The organism is Rhizobium mesosinicum, assembly GCF_019511345.1.
Lineage (GTDB): Bacteria > Pseudomonadota > Alphaproteobacteria > Rhizobiales > Rhizobiaceae > Rhizobium > Rhizobium mesosinicum.
The window spans coordinates 80,785-92,785 of the sequence record NZ_JAEUAK010000008.1 but is presented as its reverse complement, the minus strand read 5'-3'; the positions used below and the strand labels follow the sequence as shown (position 1 = coordinate 92,785).

Genomic DNA, 12,001 nt, shown 5'->3' with positions numbered 1-12,001 from the left:
TTGCGAGGACAAAACGGCCGATATCACCCCGATGCTGACAAGGCGGGCTTCGGCAGCAGCTTGCGTTTCAGGTTGACGATATGACGGCCGAAGGATCTGTCGATACGCTTCACGTCGATCAGCGTCAGGTCTCCGCAGGCAGAAAACGTGTGCAGTCCGTCGGGGTAACCGGCAGCGGCGAGACCGCCCGTCAGATGCACCGGCAGATGTGCGCAGGCCACGTGCTTCTCGCTGAGCAGGCTGAAGCGCAGGAAGCGCAGGCCGCCGCCATAGGTGACGCTGCAGTCCTGAACCGGCAGGATGATCTGCCCGTCGGCGCCGATAAACGGCGTGCCGCCCGGCCGGGCACCGGAGCGATCCACGAGAACCGGATTTTGCGGGTGGCTCTTCCAAGGGCCGGTCAGGCGATCGGCAAAGGCGATATGCAGCTCGCGCTGATCGCGGGCGCCGGCCCCGACGAGCGTGTAGAACATCCACCACTTATCCTGATGCTGGATGAGGCAGGCTTCGGCGATGGGTAGATCGGCCAGAAGCACTGTTTCCCGCACCCAATCGTCAGGAAAAGCGCGGGCGCGGTACAGCGCGACCTCCCCCGCCTTATGGCTTTCCGGCATCATCAGCACCTCGCCCTCCTGCTCGATGAGGAAGGGATAGGAGAGATGAAAAGGCTTGGTGAGCACCACCGCCCTGCCGCGCCATTTGAGGTCCGGCCCCACCAGTTCGTGGCGCTCGATGAAGCCATGCTTGGTATGGTAGTCATAGGCTTCCACGAAGACGTGCAGGCTGTCGCCCTTCTTCACGGCGAAGGGATCGGCGAGATATCGCCACGGCCCCGGATCGGGCAGCCATGTAATGCGGCTGGAACAACCGGCGAGTGTCCCGGCATCGAGCAGCGCCTCGGCGGGCGCCGGCACGATACCCACGTGCCAGAAATCACTCTTGGGTTTCAGACGCATGGATCAACCGCGGCTGATCGTTGTCGGGCGCAGCCTGGACTGCGGCTCCGCGGGCAATTCGGACATAAAAATCGAGAACATTCGCAATACCTGCCGAACGGGAGAAAGGAGCCAAGTCGTAGCCTACGCGCGACAGGCGGACAACGGATTCTTCCCGCATCGCATCGCCGAGCGCCTCGGAAAGCTGCTCGACCGAGCCGGGCGCGACCAGCATCACCGGCTGCTCGCGCAGATATTCGGATGGGCCTTCTGCGGCTGTCGCGATGATCGGCAGCCCCTCATGCATGGCTTCGAGAATGGCGAGCCCCGCCGATTCCTCGCGCGAGGGCGACACGAAGAGATCGAGATTGCGCAGGAAACCCGGCACATTGTTGCAATGACCGAGCAGATGGATTCGTCTGTCGCCCCCGGCGAGCCTCTCCAGCGCTTTGCGATGCGGCCCCTCGCCGGCGATGACGAGAGCGGCATTGCCGGGTGCTGCCTGCCGGAAGGCCGACACCAGCACATCGTATCCCTTGCTGAGATGCAGGCGCCCGACACTGCCGACAAGCCGTGTGTCGCGCGGCAAATTCAACTGCGCGCGCAGGTCGAAGCTCTCGGCAGACTTGACGTCGGGCAGCCAGTTGGAAATCAGCGCCGATTGGCCGTCATATGTGCCGAGCCGCGTCGATTGGGCGGTATTGACGCAGATAACGCCGTCAAGGCAGGCATGCTGCCTGGCCTTGTAGCCGACATGGAGGGTCGCGATCCTGGCGATGCGGTCCGGCGCTGCGGCAAGCGCCTTGCAGCCATGGCTGAGATGCCCATGCGCGATCTCGATCCCTGCCCTGCCCATCAGCCGCCGCAGCCTCAGGCCGCGCAGAAACGGGATCGTGAAGCCGTGGAAAACCACCTCTTTCGAGAGCAGGCCGGCCATCGGCGATCCCTGTCGCCCAGCAACGTGAACCTCATGCCCAAGAGCAGCCTGCCCATTGGCAAGATCAACGCAGTATCGTTCCGACCCCGCAACTCTGGAGGAGAATAAGACATGCAGAATTTTCAATTTGGGAGATGCTGCTATACTGGCATCCGTATAGGCATGCGGGTACAATTCACCCACGAAGTTCTTGCGAGCGCTCATGATACACCTCAGACCGATAGCCGACCGAGTTGAGGTGTTGGAGAAACACTTCTCGATAGGTTCAGCGATGAGTTACATCCGGGATTTGACGCCAACAAGACAGGCGAACTATACAAATCTGTAAGATTTCAAGCCACAGAACGACCATCTTTTAGGTAACCAATTGAATTTTCTTTTAAAAAATTATGGCAGTATTGTGCGCGGCTGCAACGTCGATCAAAAGCCGGCTAAAGTGCGACAAAAAGTCTTGAGACCGATCCTGCAGGCAACGGCAGAACAGGCGCCTCACGATTGCAATCCGTTCTGGCGTCCTACTTCTTCAACGCGTAGCTGACCCTGCGTGCCGTTTCTACGATACGGATCGCATAGGTCGGCAACCGCCTCCACCAGGGAAATTTGGTTTCCTTGTAGACGGATCGAGTGCCGATATTCGAGCTGCCCTCTTTTACATCGGCCACATTCTTACGGGTCGTGTAGATCCGCGCTCGCGATGCCCAGCCGCGTTCCAGTTCGATATCCCAGGGAAACCGCATGACGCCAATCGTCTTCAGAAGCTTCAGGGCGCCCATCCGCGTCACCGCGTAGCAGGCGGCCGATCCTTGCGGACCGTGCGTCGCCCGGCCGATCTCGTCGCCGAAAGCCGAGACGGCGACAGGCCTGAAGCCGACGGTGCGGTGATTGAAGAGCTTGATCACATCGGCGCCGGGAACCGCCGCAAGTGCCGCCTCGGCGCGCGTAACGAAGTCGGCAGACAAAATGACATCGTCCTCGACGATGATGCAGGCGTCCTTGCCCGTTTCCAGAAAGGCTGCGAGCACCTTCAGGTGGCTCCGGTAACAGCCATATTCGCCCGGCAGCATGGTCCGGCCATTGTTGCGCCGAAAGGCGCGCTCATCACAGGCCGTGCGCTGCTCCGCGGGAATCTCCCGCCCGTCGACACCGGCAATGCGCACGAGGTCGAACTGCAAGGTCTTGGCTTGATCGGAGAGAGCATTCCACCGATCCGTGGACCGGTCGAGATTGATCACATAAATGCTGATGCTCATCGTCCAACCATGGTTTCCGCTACCGGAGGCGGGCCGAGGCCCCTCGCACCGGGACTGTGCTTCCCGTCAGGCCCGCCTAGCACTTCCCTTGCCGGCTTTGCAACCGCTAAGGGGCAGACAGCATCATGGCTTCGGCAAAGCTAGCAACTCGCTGACATCACCTTGAATTGCCGGTCCGGAACCTCTAGCAATCTCACGCCGATCAGCCCTACAGGACCCACAGCTTGCCCGCCTTCCCCTTCTCCCCAAACGATCCCATCCAGCATCATGGCCCGCTTCCGAAAACCACCGACGTCGTCATCATCGGTGGCGGCGTTATCGGTGTTTCAGCAGCGCTGTTTCTGGCGAAGCGCAAGATCTCCGTGACACTCATCGAAAAGGGCCGCATCGCTGCGGAACAGTCCTCCCGCAACTGGGGCTGGATCCGCAAGCAGGGACGCGATGCCGACGAGCTGCCTATCGTTATCGAAGCCAGCCGCCTCTGGCAGGAGCTCGCAACAGAATGCGGCGAGGATATCGGCCTGAACCGGACGGGCGTCACCTATCTCGCAAACTCCGACAAGCAGATGGCGGGCTTCGAGTCCTTCATGAAGCTCGCGAGCGCCTACCACCTCGACACCCGCCTGCTCGACAGCGCGCAGACGGCCGCACTTTTCAAAGGCATGTCCCGCAAATTTGCGGGATCGATGACGACACCATCGGACATGCGCGCCGAACCATGGCTCGCCGTCCCGGCACTTGCCCGGCTCGCGGCCCGTCTGGGTGTGACGATCATCGAAAACTGCGCGGCGCGAACCCTCGACCTCGCCTCGGGCAAGGTGAGCGGCGTCTGGACCGAGGCCGGCCGCATCGAGACCTCCACCGTGCTCGTCGCAGGCGGCGCCTGGTCGTCGCTCTTCCTCAGAAACCACGGCGTCTCCATCCCTCAGCTTGCTGTGCGCGCCACCGTTGCCGCAACCGAGCCGATGGCCGAGATCCACGCGGGTGCTGCAGCCGGAGCAGACGTCGCCTTCCGCCGCAGGCAGGACGGCGGCTACACGCTGGCGCCGGGGAGCCACCGCCTCTATCTCGGCCCTGACGCCTTCCGCCACGCCACGAAATACCTGCCCGCGCTCGTGGCCCACCCCTTCGGCACCCGCTATTCGCTGGCAGCGCCCGAATTCTATCCCGACAGCTGGTCGACACCGCGCAGCTGGACGGCGGATGCCGAGAGTCCGTTCGAACGGATGCGTGTGCTGAATCCCGCCCCCGAACAATCGAGCCTCGATGCCATCAGCCGCAATTTCAAACGTCTCTTCCCGCAATTTCAAACCGTGCGCCTGAAAGCGACCTGGGCCGGCATGATCGACGCCATGCCCGACATCGTGCCGATCGTCGACCGCGTAGAGACAATCACTGGTCTCTTCGTCGCCACAGGCATGAGCGGCCACGGCTTCGGCATCGGTCCCGGAATCGGCCGCGTGGTATCGGACCTCATCCAGGGCAATGCCACCGGCCATAATCTCAACCGCTTCCGGTTCTCGCGCTTCGGCGACGGCAGCCGCATCCGGCCGGGGCCGGCGATCTGAGCGAATTCCAGCCCTATCGTCAAATGTCGCGCTCAACAGCATCCCGGTGGGCGGCTATCTCGGCGGCACCCTCGTGCGCGTGCTGCCCACCAACCTGGTCCGCTGGTTCGTCATCCTCACAGGGACAGTCGTGACAATCGTCTACGCTGTCAAATATTGGAGCTGAGGCCGCCCCTCTCTTCACTTCCCTCGCCACAACCGCTTCAACCCTTGCCATCGTTTCACGAGACGGATCACGACAGGCGGCGGGATCTTCCTGTTGTCGGCCACCGTCCCCTGCCGCGTGACGGGTGCTCGGGGATCGAGCAGGAAGGCGACCATCACGCAGTCGCTCGTCGCCTCTGCCGTCAAACGCTCCTGCGACAGCAGCAGACCTTGCTCGCCTTCGCCAAACGCCTGCCCGCCGGCAAGAACCGCACCGCTGAACACATAGAAATAGAGGTCGTGTCCGTGCTTAAATGGAAATTCCACCCGCGCGTCGGCCTCAAGCCGGATATCGAAGAAGTCGATCCGGTTGCGAACGAAGAACGGCGCATCGCCTCCTTTCGGCCCGACGAGATGCCGCCAGCGATTGGGCGTCATTCCAGGCATCGCCCCATACTGGATGCCGGGTTCGAGATCGACCGCGTCGGGCCGCACCAGGATCTGCAGCATGCGCAGCGGCGGATCGGAAGCGAGAGTCTCCTCGGAATGCCAGAAGCCGCGCCCGGCATTCATCACCATCAGATGATCGCTGTCGCAAACCAGCCGGCCTTTGGACCGGTCTTCGTGGCGCATCACGCCTTCGGGCACCCAGGAGATGATCTCGTCATTGCGGTGCTCGTGCATGGCAATCAGCCGGCCCGGATGCAGAATGGATTCAACCACCATCGCCAGCGGCCCGTGGCCGTGATCGCCAGGCTTCGGCTTTACCCATCCCGGCATGTTGATATGCGCAACGAACCCACCCATATCGCGGACGACGAAGGTTCGTTCCCCCTTGAGCAGCATCGTGTCCTCCTTGCCTGCAAGCAGTGACGATACCGGCTCATTAGCGCCCTGATGCGGTTCAAGGTCAATCAAACAGACGCTGGGCAGGCCGAGTCCCACCGTTGTTACTGACGCCCGCTCCAAGCCTTGATACGAGTTCGGCAACGGCCTGGTCCACGCTTTGCTTTGCAGTGTCGATCACAATGGGACTTTGCCCCCAATCCTCATAGTCGCGTGCGACGATCTCTTCCCAGCTCGGCTTTCTCAGCCCCGGAACATCGCTTGCCCGTGTTTCCGCCCTTCGGCGATGTTCGTTCCGGTCCGAGCAGACGATTTCGATCTCGAAGGCCGGCACACCTGATCGCTCTGCGACCGACAGCCAGGCATCCCGTGTCACTTTCAAAGGATTGACCGAGTCCGCAACGACGATCTTGCCGAGCGTGAGATTGTCTTCGGCGATCCCATATCCGACCATATAGCCTGCCGGGCCGACCTCGGCGCTCAGCATGCCCGAAGCCCGTATGTTCTGTTCGATCGTATCGACGCGCAGATGGAAGGCCCCAAGCTCCTTTGCCAGGGCACGCGAAATCGTCGTCTTCCCCGAGCCGGGTAAACCGCCGAAAATGATCAGCATGAATAGGCACCTCCCGCTTGCTGATGATGAACCCGGTGGATCCTAGCGGCATTTCCCGATCTTGGAATATGCGGCTGCTTTTGCCCCACCACGCCGTCCATTTCGCACGAGACGCGTCCCGCCTTTCGCGCTATGAATCTCGATCACATCCCGCCCTATCCGATATCGAGGTCCCCACATGGCACTGAAAATCCTTTTCATCGGCGGCACCGGCCAGATTTCCTATCCTTGTGTAGAGCGCGCAGTGGCCCAAGGCCATCAGGTCAGTGTCTATAATCGCGGCCTGAGGGGCGATCCTCTGCCCGCCGGCGTCACCTCCATCGTCGGTGAGCTTGGATCATCAGCCTATGCCGATCTCGCCAAGGCCAATTACGATGTCGTCGCCCAGTTCATCGCCTTCACGCCGGATCAGATTGCCCGCGACATCGAGATATTCTCGGGCCATTGCGGCCAGTACGTCTTCATCTCGTCGGCCTCGGTCTATGAAAAGCCGGCCCGCCACTATGTGATATCAGAAGAGAAGACACCGGCGATCAACCCCTACTGGCCCTACAGCCAGGCCAAGATCGCCTGCGAAGAACTGCTGAAGAAGTCCGAAAACCTCGCCTGGACCATCGTCCGCCCCAGCCACACCGTCCGCACCGGCCTGCCGATCATGATGGGCGACAGCGACGTCATGGCGCGGCGCATGCTGGATGGCGAGCCGACCATCGTGGCAGGCGATGGCCATACGCCCTGGACGCTCACCCGTTCGGTCGATTTCGCCGTGCCTTTCATCGGCCTGTTCGGCAAGCAGAAGGCGCTGCACGATATCTTCCACATCACCAACGACCACGCCCATATCTGGGACGACATCCAGACGGCGATCGCCCGCCTGCTCGGCGTCGAAGCCAAGATCGTCCACGTGCCGACAGACACGCTCGTCAAGTACAACCCGGAATGGATCGGCCCGCTGACCGGCGACAAGGCCTGGACGGCGATTTTCGATAATTCCAAGGTCAAGAGTGTAGCCGGCGACTTCACCTGCGCCGAAAGCCTGGATGAAATCCTGGCCGAACCGATCATGCACCTCAAGCAGCGTTTCGCGAAGGGCCGTCCGCCGAAAGGCGAGTTCGATGCCCTGATCGACCGTATCTGCGCCGAACAGAGCGCTCTCGGAGCTGCCGCATGACAGCTTAGTCAAAAGCCGCTACGCCTCGAATGCACGAAGGCACTTCATCACTTCGCGCAGCCCCCTCGTCAGATGTTTGTCGCGCCGGATGACCATGCCGAGCTGGCGCACCAGCGGCGGCTGGACGGGTGACGTCACGAACCGGCCCCGGTCACGCTGCAGGGCAAGCCCCGGCAGTATCGACCATCCAAGCCCCGCGGCGACCAGTTCCTTGATCGCCTCGACGCTGCCGAACTCCATGGTGGGCTGGCTCCTGATGCCGGCGGCAGCGAACCACTCGTCGGTCATGCGACGCGTATTGCCGCCCTCGTAGAGCATCATGATCTTGTCTTTGAAGAATTCGGGCGTCGGCCCTCCCTCCGGGATCGCGCTTCCCCTCGGCGCCACGGCGATGAGCTCATCCTCGTAGAAGGGCTCGATCTCGAGTGAACGGCCGGAAGCCGGCAGTGTGACGACGGCAATATCGAGCGCATTGGTTTCGAGATCGCGGATCATCTCATCGGTGTTGCCGACACGCACCACGATCTCCAGACCGGGCATGCGTTTCTTGGCAGCGGCGATCGCGCGCGGCAGCAGGTGAATCGAGGCCGTGCCGCCGCTGCCAATCCGCACGCGCCCTACCGCACCTTGCCGGTAAGGCGTCATCGCCTCCTCGGCCGCCACGCATTCGCCGAGAATCCTACGCGCATGAGCGAGCAGTTCGGCGCCCGCCGCCGACGGCTGCGCCCGACGGCCGACCCGCTCGATCAGCCGAACCCCCATCCGCTGTTCCAGAAGCTTGACCTGCAGGCTGACGGCCGGCTGCGTCAGCCCGGCCTTTTCGGCCGCGGCGGTGAAACTCCCGAGATCGATGACACTGACGAAGGCGGCTAGCTGGTCGAGGTTCAGCACCAGAAGAATTCCTTATGAATTGCGTAAAAACCATAAGCTTCCATGCCGGAATGCGCTAGTCCATTTTGAGGCACCCTAGATGAAAGCTGGAGATGCCCGATGACAACAGATGTGGAACTGCCGACGACGATGGATCGCGCCCCGAGCGGCGGCATCGCCAGGCGCTGCCTGATGCGCCTTGCCCTCTATTTCAGCAAGCGCCGTGAGCGGCTGATCCTTTCCTGCCTGTCGGACGAGCAGCTCCGCGATATCGGCATCAGCCCTTCCGAGGCGAGGATCGAGGTCAACAAATCCTGGTTCTGGGGGTAGCGGCCGCGGTTTTATCGCGCAGCCGGACTGGAGAAAAACGTTTTGCCCCTTATGTCTCTGCCATCGGGGAGAACACGAGGGAGGAGCGCGCAATGGCAGTAGCAAAGAACACGATCTGCGTCTGGTACGACAAGCACGCCGAGGAAGCCGCCCGCTTTTACGCCGGCGTCTTTCCGGACAGCAAGGTCGGCGCGATCCACCGCGCCCCCGGCGATTATCCGTCCGGCCAGCAGGGAGACGTGCTGGTCGTGGAATTCACGGTTGCCGGAATCCCATGCATCGGGCTCAATGGCGGCCCCTCGATCAAGCACAGCGAAGCCTTTTCCTTTCAGATTTCGACCGAAAACCAGGAAGAGACCGACCGCTACTGGAATGCAATCGTCGGCAATGGCGGCCAGGAAAGCGAATGCGGCTGGTGCAAGGATAAATGGGGCGTCTCCTGGCAGATCACCCCGCGCGTCCTGATGGAAGCGATGCAGGCTGGCGGAGCCGAGGCAAAGCGCGCTTTCGACGCGATGATGACCATGCGCAAGATCGACGTCGCGGCAATAGAGGCAGCCCGCCGCGGCTGAGGCAGCGGGTTCTGCAATTATGGGCAGCCGGCTGGTGTCTGGCACTCGAACAGCAGCCGGTCCTGTTTCCGAGGTATTTCCGAGCAGATGATCGCCTTGAGCCTGAACTTTCGCGGCACCTCCCATAATAGCAGCCGCTGACGGCAACCACCGTCGTTTGAAGGCGAGCGGATTCAGTCAGGCACGCCAGCATCTCCCCGTAAATCCCAAAATCCTCAAACCTCGCGAAACAGGAGTCTTTCGATGGCCGATGCCCGATGCAGCTGCGGCGCGCTCAGATTGGCGCTGCCGGAAAAACCAAATGTGGTGATCGTCTGTCACTGCATCGAATGCCAGAGGCGAACAGGCGCCCCTTTCGGCGCCGGTGCCTTCTATCCGGCCGAAGCCGTCACGATGTCCGGAACGGCTAAGCTATACACTCGCGACGCGGCAAGCGGCGGAAAGGTGCATTCCTATTTCTGTCCGAACTGCGGCTCATCGGTGTACTGGAAGGCCGACAACCTGCCCTCCATGATCGGCGTGGCTCTAGGAGCCTTGGGCGACGTGAGCCAGTTTCCGGCTCCGGCCAAATCAATCTTCGAACGGTCGAAGCACAATTGGGTTCAGATAGACCGTGCCGACGAACACTTCCACCAGGGCAGCGTTGCGCGGCAGTCACATTGAGGCCGTAGCGTCCGGAGGCAACCCACGGCCGCTGCCCGCACTTTTCCAAAATTTCTAATTGAGATCGCAGCGATGATTCCATACGGTTCGCGTCGCCTGGATATACCCGCCCTCCTCCGATCTTTGACCCGAGAGGCTTCAAGCCGATTATGTCGATCTCAGATGCGATCTACCGCCCCTTCGAACGCCTGATCCAGCCTCTCGATATCCCCTACCGGCCGCTGCCGTCAAAGGGTCCTGTGACGGTGCTTCTGCACTTCATCTCGATGTTCCGCGGCGTGCTGATTGCGGTGGCCCTTTCCACCATGGCGATAGAGGCCATGAACCTGACGATCGTCTGGGGGCTGTCAGTCATCGTCGACGGCGTGACGCAGCAAGGAGCACGCGCTTTTCTGCACGATGAATGGCCGCTGCTGACCTTCTTCGGCCTGCTGCTCTTCCCGGCCATTCCCATCGCCTCGTTCCTCGTCAATACGCTGACCTCGCATACGCTCGGCATCGGCATGCCGGCCGCCATCCAGTGGCAGGGCCACAAGGCGGTGGAACGGCAGGATCTCGCCTTCTTCCACGATCTCTATGCCGGTCAAGTCGCCTCGCGCCTGACGCAGGTTGCTTCCGCCGTCCAGCAGCAGATCATTTCGGCTTTCCAGTCCATCCCCCGCTTCCTGATGCAGATGGTGGGCTCTGTCGTTTTGCTGAGCGCGCTGTCCTGGCAGCTCGCCCTGCCGGCCATCGTCTGGATCACGCTCAACGTTCTGCTCGCCGTCAGGCTGGCTCCTGTCTTCACCGAGCGCTCGCGCCGCTCTGCCAAGCGACGCAGCCTGATTTCCGGCGCCATCACCGATCTCTACGCCAATATGCAGATGGTGAAGCAATTCGCCGCCGAAGACAGCGAGGCGGGCGCCATCCGCGGCATCATCGGCAAGGCGATCAAGGCGCAGCAAAGCGAACAGCGCATCTACCGGACCGCCGAGCTCATCGTCGTCGTCCTCAACATGATGCACTGGTTGGCCATTCTGTCGATCGGCTTTACCGGGCTCGTCGACGGCTTCGTCACGATCGGTGAGTTCACCGGTGCCGTCTATGTTCTGAACCGCCTGTCCGGGCATACGTTTACATTCCTGCAGATGGGCCAAGCGATCTTCCAGGCGATCGGCACGATCAAGGATGCGATGCCGGTCATGACGACGCCGCCCACCATCGTCGATCGGCCGGATGCGACGGAGCTTGCTGTGACATCAGGCGAGGTGCGCTTTGAGAACGTCCGCTTCGCCTACAAGTCCGGCAAGCCGGTCATCGACAGCCTGTCATTGACCGTCCGCCCAGGCGAAAAAGTCGGCCTCGTCGGTCTCTCCGGTGCGGGCAAGACGACGCTCGCCAACCTGCTCCTACGTTTCTACGACATCAAGGATGGTGCCATCCTCATCGACGGCCAGGATATCCGCACCGTCACCCAGTCGAGCCTGCGCCGCGCCATCGGCGTCATCGCCCAGGATGTCGCGCTGCTGCACCGCTCGGTCGGCGACAACATCCGCTATGGCCGGCCGGAGGCGACGCAGGAGGAGATCGAGGCTGTCGCGAAAATGGCGAGCGCCGATCTCTTCATCGCCGATCTCGCCGACAGCGAAGGCCGCAAGGGTTACGAGGCCTATGTCGGAGACCGCGGCATAAAACTCTCGGGCGGCCAGCGCCAGCGCGTGGCAATCGCCCGCGCGCTCCTCAAGAATGCGCCGATCCTGGTGCTCGACGAGGCAACCTCGGCCCTCGACAGCGAATCCGAAGCCGTCATCCAGGAACGGCTGAACCTGGTCATGGAAGGCAAAACCGTCATCGCCATCGCCCACCGCTTGTCGACCATCTCAAGCATGGATCGCATTGTCGTGCTCGACCACGGCCGCATCATCGAGGAGGGCCGGCCGGAAGAATTGATTGAAGGCGATGGGCTGTTTGCGCGGCTGTGGAGGCGGCAAACGGGCGGGTTTATTCCGGAGGAGATTGACGAGTTGGGGACCGGGTAATTGCCCCGTTCCTCACCGTCTCGAAAACGAGCGAGGTTTGCGCCGTGGTCCTCACCCGGGCGCGCACCTCGCGTATTTTCAAAT

General features: G+C 61.8%; 12 protein-coding genes. 6 read left to right on the top strand and 6 right to left on the bottom strand.

What is annotated here, in order from left to right:
- Positions 1 to 23 precede the first annotated feature (23 nt).
- The 3 genes from JNB85_RS20400 to JNB85_RS20390 form a co-directional block, all read right to left on the bottom strand.
- Positions 24 to 956, bottom strand: a complete 933-nt coding sequence (locus tag JNB85_RS20400) for a glucosamine inositolphosphorylceramide transferase family protein (RefSeq protein ID WP_220336119.1) — start codon at positions 954 to 956, stop codon at positions 24 to 26.
- Positions 934 to 2,076 (bottom strand): glycosyltransferase family 4 protein, encoded by a 1,143-nt coding sequence (locus JNB85_RS20395; protein WP_223216564.1) that lies wholly within the window; start codon positions 2,074 to 2,076, stop codon positions 934 to 936. The genes JNB85_RS20400 and JNB85_RS20395 overlap by 23 nt, the downstream gene beginning before the upstream one ends.
- Before the next feature lie 311 nt (positions 2,077 to 2,387).
- Positions 2,388 to 3,122, bottom strand: coding sequence for a glycosyltransferase family 25 protein (locus tag JNB85_RS20390; RefSeq protein ID WP_220336118.1), 735 nt, complete (start codon positions 3,120 to 3,122; stop codon positions 2,388 to 2,390).
- Between the two features lie 224 nt (positions 3,123 to 3,346).
- On the opposite strand from JNB85_RS20390, the gene JNB85_RS20385 reads away from it, so the two are divergent.
- Positions 3,347 to 4,690 (top strand): NAD(P)/FAD-dependent oxidoreductase, encoded by a 1,344-nt coding sequence (locus JNB85_RS20385; RefSeq protein ID WP_220336117.1) that lies wholly within the window; start codon positions 3,347 to 3,349, stop codon positions 4,688 to 4,690.
- 180 nt (positions 4,691 to 4,870) lie between these two features.
- Here JNB85_RS20385 and JNB85_RS20380 read toward each other — a convergent pair whose 3' ends face one another.
- Entirely contained in the window at positions 4,871 to 5,680 is an 810-nt protein-coding gene (locus JNB85_RS20380) for a pirin family protein (protein ID WP_220336323.1), read from the bottom strand.
- Between the two features lie 64 nt (positions 5,681 to 5,744).
- Entirely contained in the window at positions 5,745 to 6,293 is a 549-nt protein-coding gene (locus JNB85_RS20375) for a P-loop nucleotide/nucleoside kinase family protein (RefSeq protein WP_220336116.1), read from the bottom strand.
- A gap of 178 nt (positions 6,294 to 6,471) precedes the next feature.
- Here JNB85_RS20375 and JNB85_RS20370 point away from each other — a divergent pair, with 178 nt between their 5' ends.
- Positions 6,472 to 7,464, top strand: a complete 993-nt coding sequence (locus JNB85_RS20370) for an SDR family oxidoreductase (RefSeq protein ID WP_220336115.1) — start codon at positions 6,472 to 6,474, stop codon at positions 7,462 to 7,464.
- 18 nt (positions 7,465 to 7,482) lie between these two features.
- On the opposite strand, the gene JNB85_RS20365 is transcribed toward JNB85_RS20370, so the two are convergent.
- On the bottom strand, positions 7,483 to 8,358 hold the full coding sequence (locus JNB85_RS20365) for a LysR family transcriptional regulator (RefSeq protein WP_220336322.1): 876 nt from the start codon (positions 8,356 to 8,358) through the stop codon (positions 7,483 to 7,485).
- A 96-nt stretch (positions 8,359 to 8,454) separates the two neighbouring features.
- Between JNB85_RS20365 and JNB85_RS20360 the strand changes: the two genes are divergently transcribed.
- The 4 genes from JNB85_RS20360 to JNB85_RS20345 all read left to right on the top strand — a co-directional run bounded on the left by JNB85_RS20360 (position 8,455) and on the right by JNB85_RS20345 (position 11,917).
- Positions 8,455 to 8,664, top strand: coding sequence for a DUF1127 domain-containing protein (locus tag JNB85_RS20360; RefSeq protein ID WP_220336114.1), 210 nt, complete (start codon positions 8,455 to 8,457; stop codon positions 8,662 to 8,664).
- Between the two features lie 92 nt (positions 8,665 to 8,756).
- Positions 8,757 to 9,236 (top strand): VOC family protein, encoded by a 480-nt coding sequence (locus JNB85_RS20355; RefSeq protein WP_220336113.1) that lies wholly within the window; start codon positions 8,757 to 8,759, stop codon positions 9,234 to 9,236.
- Between the two features lie 243 nt (positions 9,237 to 9,479).
- Entirely contained in the window at positions 9,480 to 9,899 is a 420-nt protein-coding gene (locus JNB85_RS20350; protein ID WP_220336112.1) for a GFA family protein, read from the top strand.
- Positions 9,900 to 10,048: 149 nt separating this feature from the next.
- Positions 10,049 to 11,917: an ABC transporter ATP-binding protein gene (locus JNB85_RS20345; protein WP_220336111.1), complete on the top strand. Its 1,869-nt coding sequence runs from the start codon at positions 10,049 to 10,051 to the stop codon at positions 11,915 to 11,917.
- Positions 11,918 to 12,001 lie beyond the last annotated feature (84 nt).